17 protein-coding genes are annotated in these 14,822 nt (G+C 72.3%); 7 read left to right on the top strand and 10 right to left on the bottom strand.

The genetic code is table 11. From position 1 onward, the window contains the following. The first annotated feature begins 204 nt into the window (after positions 1 to 204). From QDS12_RS12590 to QDS12_RS12580, 3 genes are all read left to right on the top strand, one after another. Complete coding sequence (locus QDS12_RS12590; protein WP_279879381.1) at positions 205 to 1,551, top strand: hypothetical protein; 1,347 nt, start codon at positions 205 to 207, stop codon at positions 1,549 to 1,551. 43 nt (positions 1,552 to 1,594) lie between these two features. Beyond that, complete coding sequence (locus tag QDS12_RS12585) at positions 1,595 to 3,097, top strand: AtzH-like domain-containing protein (protein ID WP_279879380.1); 1,503 nt, start codon at positions 1,595 to 1,597, stop codon at positions 3,095 to 3,097. Positions 3,098 to 3,200: 103 nt separating this feature from the next. Next, positions 3,201 to 5,150: a S53 family peptidase gene (locus tag QDS12_RS12580; protein ID WP_279879379.1), complete on the top strand. Its 1,950-nt coding sequence runs from the start codon at positions 3,201 to 3,203 to the stop codon at positions 5,148 to 5,150. Between the two features lie 7 nt (positions 5,151 to 5,157). Here QDS12_RS12580 and QDS12_RS12575 read toward each other — a convergent pair whose 3' ends face one another. Both QDS12_RS12575 and QDS12_RS12570 read right to left on the bottom strand, forming a co-directional pair. Further along, positions 5,158 to 5,880 (bottom strand): YoaK family protein, encoded by a 723-nt coding sequence (locus QDS12_RS12575; protein WP_279879378.1) that lies wholly within the window; start codon positions 5,878 to 5,880, stop codon positions 5,158 to 5,160. After that, positions 5,877 to 6,449 (bottom strand): TetR/AcrR family transcriptional regulator, encoded by a 573-nt coding sequence (locus tag QDS12_RS12570; RefSeq protein WP_279879377.1) that lies wholly within the window; start codon positions 6,447 to 6,449, stop codon positions 5,877 to 5,879. The genes QDS12_RS12575 and QDS12_RS12570 overlap by 4 nt, the downstream gene beginning before the upstream one ends. A gap of 73 nt (positions 6,450 to 6,522) precedes the next feature. Between QDS12_RS12570 and QDS12_RS12565 the strand changes: the two genes are divergently transcribed. Next, positions 6,523 to 6,849 carry a multidrug efflux SMR transporter gene (locus QDS12_RS12565; protein WP_279879376.1) on the top strand — a complete coding sequence of 109 codons (327 nt, stop codon included), beginning with the start codon at positions 6,523 to 6,525 and terminating at the stop codon, positions 6,847 to 6,849. Between the two features lie 4 nt (positions 6,850 to 6,853). Here QDS12_RS12565 and QDS12_RS12560 read toward each other — a convergent pair whose 3' ends face one another. From QDS12_RS12560 to QDS12_RS12550, 3 genes are read right to left on the bottom strand one after another with little or no spacing between them, the layout of a single operon-like run. Beyond that, entirely contained in the window at positions 6,854 to 8,509 is a 1,656-nt protein-coding gene (locus QDS12_RS12560; protein ID WP_279879375.1) for an FAD-binding dehydrogenase, read from the bottom strand. After that, complete coding sequence (locus QDS12_RS12555) at positions 8,506 to 9,006, bottom strand: GNAT family protein (protein WP_279879374.1); 501 nt, start codon at positions 9,004 to 9,006, stop codon at positions 8,506 to 8,508. Before QDS12_RS12555 ends, QDS12_RS12560 begins: the two co-directional genes overlap by 4 nt. 10 nt (positions 9,007 to 9,016) lie before the next feature. After that, complete coding sequence (locus QDS12_RS12550; protein ID WP_279879373.1) at positions 9,017 to 9,595, bottom strand: TetR/AcrR family transcriptional regulator; 579 nt, start codon at positions 9,593 to 9,595, stop codon at positions 9,017 to 9,019. 83 nt (positions 9,596 to 9,678) lie between these two features. On the opposite strand from QDS12_RS12550, the gene QDS12_RS12545 reads away from it, so the two are divergent. Beyond that, positions 9,679 to 10,119, top strand: a complete 441-nt coding sequence (locus QDS12_RS12545) for a hotdog domain-containing protein (protein ID WP_279879372.1) — start codon at positions 9,679 to 9,681, stop codon at positions 10,117 to 10,119. Here the strand turns inward: QDS12_RS12545 and QDS12_RS12540 are convergent. Together QDS12_RS12540 and rnhA are read right to left on the bottom strand one after the other, a co-directional pair. Beyond that, positions 10,106 to 10,522 (bottom strand): oxidoreductase, encoded by a 417-nt coding sequence (locus QDS12_RS12540; RefSeq protein WP_279879371.1) that lies wholly within the window; start codon positions 10,520 to 10,522, stop codon positions 10,106 to 10,108. The genes QDS12_RS12545 and QDS12_RS12540 overlap by 14 nt on opposite strands. Positions 10,523 to 10,529: 7 nt before the next feature. After that, entirely contained in the window at positions 10,530 to 11,003 is a 474-nt protein-coding gene (gene rnhA / locus QDS12_RS12535) for a ribonuclease HI (RefSeq protein WP_279879370.1), read from the bottom strand. Positions 11,004 to 11,037: 34 nt separating this feature from the next. Here rnhA and QDS12_RS12530 point away from each other — a divergent pair, with 34 nt between their 5' ends. Next, positions 11,038 to 11,511: a DinB family protein gene (locus QDS12_RS12530; protein WP_279879369.1), complete on the top strand. Its 474-nt coding sequence runs from the start codon at positions 11,038 to 11,040 to the stop codon at positions 11,509 to 11,511. A gap of 35 nt (positions 11,512 to 11,546) precedes the next feature. Here QDS12_RS12530 and QDS12_RS12525 read toward each other — a convergent pair whose 3' ends face one another. Beyond that, complete coding sequence (locus QDS12_RS12525) at positions 11,547 to 11,915, bottom strand: hypothetical protein (RefSeq protein ID WP_279879367.1); 369 nt, start codon at positions 11,913 to 11,915, stop codon at positions 11,547 to 11,549. Positions 11,916 to 12,020: 105 nt separating this feature from the next. On the opposite strand from QDS12_RS12525, the gene QDS12_RS12520 reads away from it, so the two are divergent. Then, positions 12,021 to 13,283 (top strand): HDOD domain-containing protein, encoded by a 1,263-nt coding sequence (locus QDS12_RS12520; RefSeq protein WP_279879366.1) that lies wholly within the window; start codon positions 12,021 to 12,023, stop codon positions 13,281 to 13,283. Between the two features lie 39 nt (positions 13,284 to 13,322). On the opposite strand, the gene QDS12_RS12515 is transcribed toward QDS12_RS12520, so the two are convergent. Together QDS12_RS12515 and QDS12_RS12510 are read right to left on the bottom strand one after the other, a co-directional pair. Further along, positions 13,323 to 14,066: a hypothetical protein gene (locus QDS12_RS12515; RefSeq protein ID WP_279879365.1), complete on the bottom strand. Its 744-nt coding sequence runs from the start codon at positions 14,064 to 14,066 to the stop codon at positions 13,323 to 13,325. Further along, on the bottom strand, positions 14,059 to 14,811 hold the full coding sequence (locus QDS12_RS12510) for a class I SAM-dependent methyltransferase (protein ID WP_279879364.1): 753 nt from the start codon (positions 14,809 to 14,811) through the stop codon (positions 14,059 to 14,061). Before QDS12_RS12510 ends, QDS12_RS12515 begins: the two co-directional genes overlap by 8 nt. Between the last annotated feature and the right edge of the window lie 11 nt (positions 14,812 to 14,822).

The raw sequence follows: 14,822 nt of genomic DNA, 5'->3' as shown, positions 1-14,822 counted from the left end.
CGGAATGCCCGATCTGGGGAATGAGGCGTGCCTCGTATCACTCTCTCCGCCATTCCGACCTCGAGTTTTCGACGACGTTGTGGTCAAGCACCCGAGCGATGGCAAGCCCGACAGATAACGAGAGCGCGGGCCAGTTCGATACCGAATTCACAGGTCTGCGAGAACTCCTGCAGGAATGTCGGTGCCCGGTGCTTGAGTCGGTTCATGGCCGGTCTGCCGTCGATCGATGAGCTGGTCGAGCTCCCTGAGGGAGCGTTCCTCGACGAGGCGTCGAGCGTGGAGACGACCTGCCGACGCCACGAGCTGCAGAAGCTGCGGATGGCCTACGTGTGGGCGGTCCGACATCCGAAGGAGCGACTCGACCCTCGCGAGATCGAGTGGCCCGGCCGGGAGCAGGCGAAGCGCTACGGCGGACCCGGGACTCCGCTGGTCGGCGAGTTCGCGGCCGCCTCGCTGGGCGCGCGGCTGGGCCTGTCGCCCGCTGCGGCGAGGGTGCTGATGGGTGACGCCCTCGATCTCGTCCACCGGATGCCGCTGCTGTGGGCGCGGGTGGACGCGCTGGAGGTCAAGGCCTCCTATGCGCGGTTCGTGACGAAACGGTGCCGGGAACTCACCGCGGAGCAGGCCCGCTCTGTCGACCGGCGCGTGGTGGAGTCGGCGGACGGACGCATCTCGTGGTCGCGGTTCGAGGCGTTGGTCGAGGCGGCGGTGGTCGCCTCCGACCTCGACGCCGCCCGCGAGGCCGAACAGCACGCCGCGAAGACGACCTTCGCCAAGCGGACGCGTGCTGACCGGCACGGCATGGCGACCTTCGTCATCCGCGCCGACGCCGCCACCATCGAGGTCATCGACCAGACCGTCGCCGCGGTCGCGAAGCGACTCGACGATTCCGCCGGCGAGACCGTGGACCAGCGGCGGGTGAGCGCGGTGCTGTTGCTGGCGCGCGGCCGCGACGGACTGGACGAGCAGGGCGAAGCTGCGCCGGTCGACGTCGCCGGCCTGCTGCCCACGGTGACGCTGTTCGTGCATGCCTACCGCGGCACCCTGGACGCACCGGGCGAGGGGATCGTGCGCATCCAGCGCCCGGACGGCACCGACCACGCCGTCACCGAGGACTGGCTGCGCCGCTTCCTCGGACCTCGCGCCAGGTTCGCCGTCCAGCCGGTCCTCGACATCGAGGGCCAGGCACCGGTGGATGCCTACGAAATCCCCGACCGACATCGACGGGCCGTGCGCCTGATGACGCCGGCCGACACCTTCCCGTTCGCCTCCTGCCGCAGCGGCAGGATGCAGGTCGACCACACCATCGCCTGGGACGAGCACGGTCCGAGCGCGATCGGGAACTACGGACCGATGACGACTTTCCACCACCGGCTGAAGACCCACGCCGGCTGGCAGGTGCAGCAGCCCTTCCCCGGCATCTTTGTGTGGCGCGACCCGCACGGCCAGGCCTACCTCGTCGACCACACCGGCACCCGCGCGCTCCGCAAGCCCCGGCAGCCCAGCGCCGGCGAGGCCCGCTGGCGACGGCTGCTCGACCTCGCCGCCTGACGATCGCCGACCCTGGGATCCGCCCGTTCCGTAGGGTCGGCCCATGACCGCGCGGAACCCGCAGCCCCCGGCCGGCCTCGTCGAGGCGTTCCGTGCCTACGAGCAGGCCGTCGCCGCGGGCGACACCACCGCCGTCGGACGCCTGTTCGCGAGCGGCGAGACGACCCTGCGGGGGGACGCTGACGGGCTGGTCGTCGGCCACGAGGCCATCACGAGCACGGTGGGCGCCGAAGCGCCCCGCCGGCGGCTCGTGCAGACGCACGTCCAGACCATCGACGACGACCACGCGCTGGTCGTCGCCGTCACTGAGACGACCACCGGTGGTCGCGGCCAGCAGACCCAGCTCTGGGCCCGGGTCGACGGCGCCTGGCTGATCACCGCCGCGCACGAGTCGTCGCCCACCCCCGCGCTGGACGGCAGCATCTGGCGCATCGTCGGCGACCCGCTCGTCGCCTGCACCGACCCCGACGGCGCGCTGGCCGGCGAGACCGTCGCGGTCAAGGACGTCTTCGCGGTCGCCGGTCAGCGGATCGGCGCCGGCAACCCCGAGTGGCTGCGGCACGCTCCGGAGGAGCGCGAGCACGCGGCCGCCGTACGGCTCCTGCTCGACGCCGGCGCCGAGATCCGCGGCATCGCCCGCATGGTCGAGCTCGCCTACGGCCTCGACGGCACCAACCCGCACTACGGCACCCCGCCCAACCCGCGCGCGCCGCACCGCCTCCCCGGCGGCTCGAGCAGCGGCTCCGCGAGCGCCGTCAGCCTCGGCCACGCGACCATCGGGCTCGGGACCGACACCGTCGGCTCGATCCGGGTGCCGGCCGCCTACCAGGGTCTCTACGGCATCCGTACGACGCACGGCGCCGTCCCGATGACCGGCGTGCTCCCCCTCGCACCCTCCTACGACGCCGTCGGCTGGCTGACCCGCTCCGCGTTCCTCCTCCGGGCGGTCGGCGACGTCCTCCTCCCCGACCAGGCGACCGGCGGCGACCAGTCGTTCGTCGTCGTCCCCGAGCTCGTCGACCTGGCTACGGCGGACGTGGCCGACGCGATCCGTGCCTGGCTCCCCGACGGCGTGCGCGAGGAGCACTGGCCGCTGCACCGGCTCGACGACTGGGTGGCGGCGCTGAGGGTCCACCAGGGCGCCCAGGCCTGGCGGGCCCACGGCGAGTGGCTCGGGCCCCGGATGGACACCCTCGGCTCGGAGGTGAGGAAGCGGTTCGAGGACGCCTCCCTCATCACCGCCGAGCAGGCTCGGGAGGCCGAGGAGGCGACCGGGGCCGCCGGCCGGATGATCCGCGACCTCGTCGGCGACAGGATCCTGGTGCTGCCGAGCACCCCCTCCGTCGCCCCGGTGCCGAGCGACCGCGTCCGGAGTGCGACCCCCCGGCTGACCTTCCTCGCCGCCCTTGGCGGCCTGCCGGCGGTGACCATCCCGCTCCCGACCCGCGGCCTGCCGATCGGGGTCGGCCTGGTCGCGGCGCCCGGCCGCGACCGGGACCTGCTCGACCTGGCGACCCGGCTGACCGAGGGCTCCACGCCCGCGTGAGAAGCGCGCGAGAACTGCCTCTTTACGTCGTCCGATCCATAGGCATACGTTGCATCTGCCCTGCATCGGGCCGGGCGCACCTACATGGGACTGGAGTTCCAACGTGACACGTTTGACCACCTCGGCCGCCGCGATCGCGGCGGCCGTTGTTCTCGGTACCGGCACCAGCCTGGTCACCTCCACGGCTGCCGATGCCGCCAGCACCCGCACGCTGCCCGGCAGCGTGCCGTCCTGGGCCAACGCCTCCCACAAGGTGGGCAGCGTCCCGGGCTCGACAGCCGTCGACTTCCGCGTCTACCTCGGGCTGCGCGGCGGCGATGCGGCCCAGCAGCTCGCGATGTCCGTCTCCACACCGGGCAGCGCGAGCTATGGCAAGTTCCTGACACCGGCACAGTTCCGGGCGCAGTTCTCGCCCAGCAGCGCCGACGTCAACGCCGTCAAGAAGTGGCTGAGCGGCCAGGGCTTCAAGGTCACCGGCGTGCCGGCGAACCAGAAGTACGTCGAGGCGACCGGCACCGCCGCCCAGGCCGCCACCGCGTTCTCGACCTCCTTCGCCGAGTACTCGGTCGCCGGCAAGCAGCTGCGCAGCAACACGACCGCTCTCTCCCTGCCGAGCAGCCTGCCCGCCGTCGAGGCGGTCGTCGGCCTCGACGAGTCGCAGACCCTCGCGCAGACCCACAAGACCACGCCCGGCCCGGCGGTCTACCACAACGCGCAGCCGTGCTCGGCGTACTGGGGCGAGAAGACGCCGCAGAACACTCCCACGCCGGACGGCACCATCCTGCCCGCCGGCTCCCCCGCGTTCGCGCCCTGCGGGTACGCCGGCGCCCAGCTGCAGAGCGCCTACGGCATGTCCAGCGCGATCGGGTCCGGCAACGACGGCCGCGGCGTCACCGTCGCCGTCATCGACGCCTACGCGTCCCCGACGATCGAGTCCGACGTCGAGACCTACTCGGCCCGGCACGGACTCCCCTCGATCAAGGGCCACTTCCGCCAGGTCGTGCCGCCGGGCGTCTACAACAAGCCCGAGTCCAAGAAGCAGGACCCGCAGGGCTGGGCCGGTGAGGAGACGCTCGACATCGAGGCCGTCCACACCATGGCGCCGGGCGCGGACATCGTCTACTACGGCGCGCCCAACAACTTCCAGGACCTCGACGCCGTCCTCAACAAGGTCGTCGACGACCGCGCCGCCGACATCGTGACCAACTCCTACGGGTGGGACTCGGAGGCTCTGCCCAACGGCTTCATCAAGCCCTACCTCGACATCCAGGCGCAGGCGGCGGCCGAGGGCATGTCGCTGCTCTACTCGAGCGGAGACAACGGTGACGAGACCGGCGGCCTCGCCGGCGCGACGCCCACCCCGGACTGGCCGGCCACGAGCCCGCTGGTCACTGCGGTCGGCGGCACCGCGCTCGGCATCGGCGCCGACGGCCGCCGTGTCTTCGAGCTGGGCTGGGAGTCAGGGACGTCGACGCTCGCCGACGGCGCGTTCCCGACCCCGTCCTACCTCTACGGCTCCGGCGGCGGCACCAGCCGGCTGTTCACGCAGCCGTCCTACCAGGTCGGCGTCGTCCCGTCCGCCATCTCCCAGACGTACGGCGGCGGCGCGATGCGGTCGATCCCGGACGTCAGCGCGCTGGGTGACCCCAACACGGGTCTGCTGGTCGGTGAGACGCAGACGATGCCCGACGGGACGCAGGCCTACGACGAGTACCGCATCGGTGGCACCAGCCTCTCCTCGCCGCTCTACGCCGGCATGCTGGCGCTCGCCGCGCAGCGGGCCGGGCACTCGTTCGGTCTCGCCAACCCGGCTCTCTACGCCGCCCGCTCCGCCTCGGTCGACATCACCAAGGCGCAGCGCGCGGCCCACCCGGGCACGGTGCGGGTCAACTTCGTCAACGGCTTCGACGCCGCCGACGGCTACGCCTACATCGAGCGCACCTTCGACCAGGACGAGCCGCTGACGATCCACGTCCGCGACGGCTACGACGACGTGACGGGCCTCGGTGTCCCGAACGGTCAGGCCTGGCTGCAGGCGATCGCCGGCAAGTAGCTCACCGTCACACGGCGCGCCCACCGGCGCGGGCTTCGGCTCCGCCCCGGTGGGCGCGCTCGTGCCAGGCGCCGAGCGCCGTGGCGGCGGCGATGACGACTCCCGCGAGCAGCAGCGCCCAGCCGAGGTGCACCTTCAGCAGGAGGACGCCGATCCCGGCGCCGACCAGGATCAGCGCGACCGCCGCGAACCGGCGGATCGTGCCCCCGCCCTTCCCGCTGCCGAACGGCGAGTCCGCGGCGAGCCCCGTGATCGTCGAGGTGACGACGACCGTCGTCACGTCCTTCACCGCCACGTGCCGGGCCGCTGCGGCCTGCACGCCCATCGCCAGCGCGGCGAGGGTCGTCACGGTGACCTGGACCGGCCGGGCCGGCTCGTCACCGGCCGCGAACAGCACCGCGGCCAGCGCCAGCATCACCACGGCGACGCTCGCGAACAGCGCGGTCGTGCGGGGGCTCCACGCCGGGCCGGCATACCGGAGCGTGCGGCCGCCGACCGCCGCGCCGGCCATGAAGCCGACCAGCGCGAGCGCCGGGCCGAGGACCGGCAGCCCGGAGCCGCCGGCCAGCGCCATGCCGAGCACGACCACATTTCCGGTCATGTTGCCGGTGAAGACCTTGTCGAGACCGAGGTAGCCCACGGCGTCGTTGATGCCGGTGGTGAACGTGAGCACCAGCATCAGCCACAGGTGCATGGTCGCGGGAGGGACGGCTTGGAGTCGCTCGGTCACGACCGCATTGTCTCGGACCCGAGCGCCTGCGCCGCGGCCGCCAGGTCGTCGACGCCGCGGGCGAGCTCGCCGGGCCGGTCGGTGGCCAGGTCGAGCTGGAAGCCGAACAGGCTCGAGTCGACGAGCATGACGATCCGCCCCACCCGGTCCGCGGGCGCGCCGCAGCGCACCAGATAGTCCCGCAGCGCGCGCACCCAGCGCTCGTTGGCCTCGAGGACGGCGGAGCGGTAGGGCTCCTGCCCGATGAGGCCCGTCGCCGCTGCCTGCACGTAGACGTCGAGGCACCCGTGCATCGGGTCCCGTTGGTAGGCCTCCCACAGCCGGTTGACGCCCGCTCGTACGCCGTCCGCCGGCGGCAGGGCGTCGACCGCGGCGATGGCGCGCTCCTCGGTGCGGGTCACCACCGCGGTGACGAGATCGTCCCGGCTGCCGAAGTGGTAGAGCAGCATCCGGTCGCTCGTACCGATGGCGGCCGCGACCGGCCGCAGGGTGAGGCCGATGAGGCCGTGCTCGAGGACGTGGTCGGTGACCAGGTCGAGCAGCTCGTCGCGGCGTGACACGGAACTCATTGTGCCCTGCGGTGTAGCGAGTGCTACATTTGGCGATGTAGCGACTGCTACACAACCCTCTTCCGGAGTTCACATGTACGCCGTCCTGCTGCTGCTCAGCGCGATCGGGCTCGAGGTCGGAGCGACCGCGTCGCTCCCCCGCACCCGCGGGTTCCACGACCCCGGCTGGTCGCTCGCCGTGGTGGCCGGCTACGCCGTCTCGATCTGGCTGCTCTCCGTCGTCGTCAAGACGGTGCCCGTCTCAATCGCCTACGCCGTGTGGTCGGGCGTGGGCACCGCCGCCGTCGCCACCATCGGCTACCTCTGGCTCGGCGAGTCGATGAACCCGGTCAAGGCGCTCTGCCTCGTCCTCATCGTCGTCGGTGTCGTCGGCCTCAACCTGGCCGGCGCGGGCGCCTGACCGGTCAGACCGCGGCCGCGGCCGCCCGCCCGGCGACCCGGCCGGAGAAGAGGCAGCCGCCGAGGAACGTGCCCTCCAGCGCGTTGTAGCCCATCATCCCGCCGCCCCCGAAGCCGCTGACCTCGCCGGCTGCATAGAGGCCCGGCAGCGGTACGCCGGCGCTCGTCAGGCAGCGTCCCGACAGGTCGGTCTCGAGCCCGCCGAGCGTCTTGCGGGACAGGATGTGCAGCTTCACGGCGATCAGCGGTCCGTGCTCCGGGTCGAGGATCCGGTGCGGCTTCGCGACGCGGGACAGCTTGTCACCGCGGTAGTGGCGGGCGGCGTAGACCGCGGTGAGCTGGGCATCCTTGGTGAAGGAGTTGGCGATCTCGCGGTCGCGCCGCTCGATGATCGTGCGCAGCTCCGCCTCGTCGACCTTCGGCCCGCTCGGTTCCACGTCGGCGAGCCGGTTCATGCCCGCTACGAGCTCGGCGAGCGTGTCGGCGACGACGAAGTCCTCGCCGTGCTCCATGAACGCGTGCACCGGGCCGGGGCCCTTGCGCGCACGGTCGATGACGCCGCGCACCGACTTGCCGGTCATGTCGGGGTTCTGCTCGGAGCCGGAGAGCGCGAACTCCTTGTCGATGATCGACTGAGTCAGCACGAACCAGGAATAGTCGTAGCCGGTCGTGCGCAGGTGCTTGAGCGTGCCGAGGGTGTCGAAGCCGGGGAACAGCGGCGCCGGCAGGCGCCGCCCGGTCGCGTCGAGCCAGACCGAGGAGGGTCCGGGCAGGATCCGGATGCCGTGGTTGGCCCAGATCGGGTCCCAGTTGCGGATGCCCTCCACGTAGTGCCACATGCGGTCGTCGTTGATGATCCGCGCACCGGCGTCCCGGGTGATCTGGATCATCCGGCCGTCGACGTGGGCGGGCACGCCGCTGACCATGCTCTGCGGCGGCTCGCCCAGGCGCGCCGGCCACGCCTTGCGGACCAGGTCGTGGTTGCCCCCGATGCCGCCGCTGGTGACGATCACCGCCTGCGCCCGCAGGTCGAAGTCACCGACCTCCACCCGCGAGGACGCCTGCCCGCGGGCGATGTCGCTCGGCTCGAGCACCTTGCCGCGTACGCCGACCGCGACGCCCTGCTCCACGACGACCTCGTCGACACGGTGCCGGAACGCGAACTCGATCCGACCGGTCGCCGCGTGCTCGCGCACCCGGCGCTCGAACGGCTCGACGACGCCGGGGCCGGTGCCCCACGTCAGGTGGAAGCGCGGGACCGAGTTGCCGTGGCCGTCGGCCCGGCCGTCGCCGCGCTCGGCCCAGCCCACGATCGGGAACACCCGGTGGCCCATCTCGCGGAGCCAGGCGCGCTTCTCACCGGCTGCGAAGTCGACGTACGCCTCGGCCCAGCGGCGCGGCCAGAGGTCCTCGTCGCGGTCGAACTGAGCGCTGCCCATCCAGTCCTGGAGGGCGAGCTCGTGAGAGTCCTTGATCCCCATCCGGCGCTGCTCCGGGCTGTCGACGAAGAACAGTCCGCCGAGGCTCCAGAACGCCTGGCCGCCCAGGCTCTGCTCGGGCTCCTGGTCGACCAGGAGCACCCGCTTGCCGGCGTCGGCCGCCTCGGCCGCGGCGACCAGGCCCGCCAGTCCGTGCCCGACGACGATGATGTCGGCGCTCATCGCTGCCCCTCCCACTCGGAACGAAGGATCGAGAAGATGTGGCTGTCGTGGTAGGCACCCTCGCGCCACTGGGCGCCGCGCGTCACGCCCTCCCGGCGAAAGCCCGCCTTCTCGAGCGCGCGCTGCTCGGCGAGGTTCTGCGCGTCGGTGTGCGCCTCGACGCGGTTGACCGTGGTGTGCAGGAAGAACAGGTCGGCCAGCTGCCGCTGCGTCTCCGTGCCGGCGCCTCGGCCGCGGACCGCGACGGCGAGCCAGATGCCGATCATCGGGTTGCGCGACTGCGGGTTCGGCCCCCAGCGCTGCCAGACCCAGCTGACGCTGCCGAGGACGGCGCCGCCATCGTCGTCCACGACCGTCAGCCCCCCGGCGTCGGCGGTCAGCGACGGGTCGAGTGGAGCGGTGCGCGGCCCGCGCGGCCCGAAGTTCTCGTACGGCGACTCGGCGTTGGTCAGCTGCGGGAGGTCCGCCTCGGTCATGGGTCGCAGGCGTACGGGCATGGCGCACAACCTAGCGTCGATCGAGGACGTCCTCCGCGAGGCGTCGCGCACGGTCGAGCGCGGTGTCGTCGCCGAACAGCTGCAGGTGCGTGTTCGCCGCGTCGAAGTAGGCGTCGATCCGGAACGCCGCCTCCTGCGGGTCCGGCACTCCGGCCCTGGCGAGCTCGCGCTCGAGCAGCTCGATCCACTCCCGCTTGAGTGCTCGCACCGCATCGGCGACCGGCCCCTCGCGGTGGCCGAACTCCACCGAGGTGTTCGCCAGGAAGCACCCACCCGGGAACGTCTCGGCCTTGACGTACGCGACCCACCGGTCGAACAGCGCCAGCAGCCGCTCGCGGCCACGCTCGGCCCCCCACGCCGGCCGGATGACCGTCTCGATGTAGATCTCTCGCGCCTCGGCGACCGCTGCGAGCTGGATCGCCTCCCGGTTCGGGAAGACGGTGAGGATGCCGCTCTTGCTCAGCCCGGTGTCGGCCGCGAGCCCGCCGACCGTGATGCCGTCGAGCCCCGACACGGTCGCGGTCATCGCCGCGTGCCGGGCCGCCGTACGGCGGGTGAGGTCTCCGCGCGCCCGCCTGCCGTCCGTCATGGAAACAGACTAGACGACCGATCGGTCGCCTACTAGGCTCTCAGTTGTTAACGACCGATCGGACGTATTTCTTGGAGGACACCATGACGGCTCTGATCGACGGTCTCGACGGCGTGGTGCAGCGCCGCCGGGTCTACCTCGACGACCTCGACGGGTACGGGATGCTCCACCACGCGGCCTATCCGCTGCTCTTCGACCACGCGGTGATCGACTTCTGGGCGGAGGCGGGCTGGCGGCTCGACGCCACGTCGTCGGTGCTGGTGATCCGGGAGCTCACCATGACCTACCACGCGCCGATCACGACGGTCGGCGACGTCGACGTGCACTTCTGGATCTCGCGGGCAGGCCGCACCAGCGTCACCTACGCGTTCCGGATCCTGTCGACGGACGGCGCGGTGGTGCATGCCGACGGGACCCGCACCGTCGTCAACCTGGACCCGATGAGCCTGCGGCCGGCGGTGTTCACGGACGAGATGTGGCAGATCGCGGCGCCGCTCCTCGGCGAGGGCGTCACGCGTAGTTGAACGGGAGCCGGTCCGGCACCTGGTCGACGCTCTCGCTGTAGGCGTGCATGGCCGTCGTGGCCGCGCGGAAGTAGGCCGAGATCTCCTCCGCGGCGGGCTGCGGGACGCCGACGTCGCTCAGCGCGCGGTCGAACCGCACCAGGCACGCCTCGTAGAGGTCGGGGTGGTCGCCGTTGCCGGCGTGCAGCCGCTGCATGAACGTCTCGTCGCCGTAGCCGGCCGTGTAGAGCGGCGGCCCACCGAGGGCCTCCGAGAGGTACGCCGCGAGGCGCTCGTCGTGGTTCGGCAGCGTGATGTGCTCGAACGGGTGCCCGGCCAGCGGGTCGGCGGAGCACAGCGCGTGCCAGTGTCGGCACAACGCCAGGATCGCGTCGAAGCCTCCGGCTCGCTCGTAGAGCGTCACCCAGCCATCATGCGTCCACGGCGCCCGGCAGCGCGAGGCCCATCGCCTCGCGCATGCCGCGGGTCGCGAGCTGGTCGGCGAGCTCGTTGTCGGCGACGCCCGCGTGGCCCTTCACCCAGAACCACTGCACCTCGTGCCGGGCGCAGGCCTCCTCGAGCCGCACCCAGAGGTCGGCGTTCTTGACCGGCTGCTTGGCGGCGGTCTTCCAGCCGTTGCGCTTCCAGCCGGCCAGCCAGGACGTGATGCCGTTCCGGACGTAGGTGCTGTCGGTGTAGACGTGCACGGTCGCCGGCCGGTTGAGGAGCTCGAGCGCCTCGATGGGAGCGGTCAGCTCCATCCGGTTGTTGGTCGTCGACGCGGCGTCGCCGCCGTAGAGCTCGCGGACGTGGTCGCCGTACCGCAGCACGGCGCCCCAGCCGCCCGGGCCGGGGTTCGGCGTGCAGCCGCCGTCGGTGTGGATGATGACAGCCTGGTCCGACACGGGGGCCAGCCTAGGACGTCGGTACCTTTCCCCCATGACCATCCACCTGGCCGGCGAGCGCGAGCTGCTCGAGGGAATGCTCGATGCCCAACGTGAGGAGATCGCGGGGCTGCTCGACGGGCTCGACGACGAGGAGGCACGGCGACGCCTCGTGCCGTCGCTGACCACGCCGCTCGCGCTCGTCAAGCACGCGACGTTCGTGGAGAAGGTGTGGTTCCACTCCCGGGTCGCAGGAGTGCCGAGGGTCGAGGTCGGTCTGCCCGACACGGTCGACGAGAGCTTCGTGCCGGACCCGTCGGACACCGTCGCCTCGGTGCGGGAGGGCTTCGTCGCGGCCTGCGAGCACTCACGCCAGATCGCCGCGACGGCCGACCTCGCCGACGAGTACCCCTGGCACCACGGGCCGGTCACGCTGCGCTACATCTACGCCCACATGATCCAGGAGCTGGCCCGGCACGCGGGCCACGGCGACATCCTCGTCGAGCAGATCGTGGCGCAGCGGGGCTAGACGCCTGGCGCCGGGGCGTGGGGGGCCGGCGCCCCCTACGCCGGCCGGAACCGCAACGCCGACCAGACCGCGTCGATCGCCACCTGCCGGACCGGCTGTGCGCCGCGCTCGGTGGCGAGCGCCGCGAGCACGTCGCGGTTGAGGTCGGTGCCGAGCTGGCGGTTCTTGGGATAGAGGATCCACGCGAGCCGGTCCTGCCGGGCCGCCTCGAGGGCCGGGCGACCCAGGCCGTCGAGGTCGTCGGCGCGTACGACGAACGCGAGGACCGCGTCCGCGGTGGCGGCGTCGGCCGGGTCGCTGACGACGAGGCAGTCGGCGGGGATCTCCAGGTCCACCGCCGACGGCTGCCCCAGCACCACCACGTTCGTCGCCGGACGGATCTGCAGCTTCCTCGCGATCGTCATCGGTCTCCCTCACCTGTCGGAGCGGATCCACTCCGCTGGTCGGTCGTCATCATCGAGCATGGACCTTTTCCTCAGGTCCGGCCCTCCGCTGCCGAAGCACGCGTTGTGACAGCTGCAGCAGCCGGCGACCGCGGCGCGGCGACCGATGTGCACATCGGGCGCCAGCCGATCTATGACGGCGACCGGGTCTTCGGCTACGAGCTCCTCTTCCGGTCGGACGCCGACGCCCGGGTCGCGTCGGCCCGCGGCGCCTCCGCCACCGGCACGATCATCCACAACGCCTTCGCGGAGTTCGGTCTCACGAGCCTGGTCGGCAACCGGCGTTGCTTCATCAACGTGACCCGCGAGTACCTCACCGGCCAGCTGCCGCTCCCCTTCGCGCCCGGGCAGGTCGTCCTCGAGGTGCTCGAGAACGTCGACGTCGACGACGAGGTGGCCGCGTTCGTGGTCAGGCTGGCCGGGGCCGGCTATGACATCGCCCTCGACGACTTCGTGGTGGGCAGCGACCACGAGCGCCTGCTCGACGTCGCGTCGTACGTGAAGATGGACCTGGCCTCTTCGGAGGAGTCCGTGCTGCGTCCCGAGGTCGCCCGCCTGCGTGGTCGCGGTCTGACGCTGGTCGCCGAGCGGGTCGAGACGGACGAGGACATCGCCTACGCCCGTGACCTGGGCTTCCACCTGCTGCAGGGCTACGCCGTGGGCCGGGCGCAGACCCTGTCGATGCGCACGCTGAGCCTCTCGCAGACCCGGCGTCTGGAGCTCTTCGGCGCCCTCAGCGCCACTGACCTCGACCTGCCGAGCGTGGTCTCGCTCATCTCGGCCGACCCGGCGCTGGCCCTGCGCGTGCTGCAGGCCACCAACTCCGCGCAGACGGGCCTCACGCGTCGGGTGTCGTCCCTGCACGAGGCCGTCACGCTGATCGGGGTGAACCGGATCCGGCAGTGGGTCTCGCTGATGGTCCTCACCGAGGTCACCGGCGTCGACGACGAGACGCTCCTCGGACTCGTCACCCGCGCCCGGATGTGCCACACCGTCACGGAGTGGATGGGCGGACCCGGCGACTCCGGCTTCGTGGTCGGGCTCGTCGCGGGGATCGCCGAGCTGATGGAGGAGGACATCCACGACGTCGTCCGCCGGCTCCCGCTCGACCTGTCGATCGCCGCGGCCGTCGTCGAGCACGACGGGCTGCTCGGGCAGGCCCTCGACAGCGTCCTGGCCTACGAGGACTGGAGCTCGACGCCGTACCTCAGCGGCCGCAGGAACGGTCTCGCCGAGGCCCACCTCGCCGCCATGGTCTGGTCCAACCGGCTGGTCGCCGAGCAGGGCGGGGCGAGCCGACCTGCGCGACCGCAGCGACCCACGCGCTGACGCGGACGTGCGCCAAGCGCGGGGTGGCCGCGGCCGCGCTCACAGGTGGGCCAGCAGGGCCGCGAGGGCCAGGAGCGGTACGCCGCACGACAGCGCCCGCAGCGCACGCTCGAGCGGCACGAGCAGCAGCGGTCGGTCGACGGCGAGGACGTCGCCCTCGGTCGTCGTCATGGTGCCGCTGACCTCGACGGTCCGGCGGCGCAGCTGGCGGGCCGGCGTGCTCAGGAAGCGCTGGGCGTAGGTGGTGGCGATCCCGGCGCCGGTCGCCGCGGCGACCGCGAGCAGGCTCCGCCAGCTTGCCCCCGGTGACTGCGCGACATAGCCGACCACGACGGGGAAGCCGCCCCACCCGAGCGCGAAGACCAGGTCGCTGTGCATCATCCCGTGGAACAGCTCGGCGTTGTAGCCGACCACGAGGCATGCGCCCACCGGGATGGCGACGAGCAGCGCCCAGTTCGTCCCGTCCCACCAGAAGACGCCGAAGAGGCCGAGCAGCACCGCGCCGGCCAGCGCGGCCGTGGCGAGCCTCATCAGCGCGCGGTCGGTGAACGCCGTGCCGAGGGGGTGGCCGGCGCGCTCGTCGTACGCGTGCGCGGCGATGCCGACGGCGAGGAAGAACGCGAGCACGCTGAGGACGAGCGCGACGCCGTCGATCCGCGGCGCCATCGCCGCGCCGAGCACGACGTAGCTCAGGTGCCAGACGGTGTAGGGCGGGTGCAGCAGGGTCCACCAGTCGGCCCGTCGGCCGCCGCGGCGGGCGTAGAAGGCAGGCGCCTCAGCCACCGGTACGCCGACCGTGCATGACCAGCCCGCCCCCGAGGCTCATCGTCCGCACCCGCACGTCCTCGAGCCCCGCCTCCTGCCACATCGTGACGTGCCGCTCGACCGGGTAGCGGCGGTAGTGCTCCTCGATCGACGGCCCGAGGAACCGGCCGACCCGGGCCCACTCCCGGCCGCCGGTCGCCAACCCGGCCGCCGGCAGCACCAGCCGGGTGTAGAGCCGCCAGGCCGATCGCCACACCGGAGGTGGCGGTACCGCGAACTCGAGGCTGGCCACCGTCCCGCCGGGCCGTACGACGCGGGCGAGCTCACGCAGGGTCGCCGCCGGATCGGCGACGTAGCGCAGCAGGTAGGTGAACGAGACCGCGTCGAACGCGTCGTCGGCGAAGGGCAGGCGCTCCGCCCGCGCCACCGCGAGCCGCACCCGGCGCTCGTCGAGCCGGTCGACCCGCGTCTGGCCCTGCCGCAGCATCGCCTCGGTCAGGTCGACGCCGGTGATCTCGGCACCCGTGCGGGCGGCGAGCGCCAGCGCCACGCCGGCGGTCCCGGTGGCGACGTCGAGCACTGTCCGCGGACGGCTCTCGGCGATGGCGTCGACCAGCGCCATCCGCCAGCGCCGGTTCTGGCCGAACGAGAGCGCCTCCTCCAGGAGGTCGTAGCGCTGAGGCAGTCCCGCGAAGAGCTGGCGCGCGAACGCGTTCGGGTCCTCGCGGGACCGGCGTACGGCTGAATCGACACGTCCTGGCATGCCTACCTCCA

Source organism: Nocardioides sp. CER19, assembly GCF_029846275.1.
Lineage (GTDB): Bacteria > Actinomycetota > Actinomycetes > Propionibacteriales > Nocardioidaceae > Nocardioides.
The sequence above is the reverse complement of the archived record's forward strand: the minus strand, read 5'-3'. Positions and strand labels throughout refer to the sequence as shown.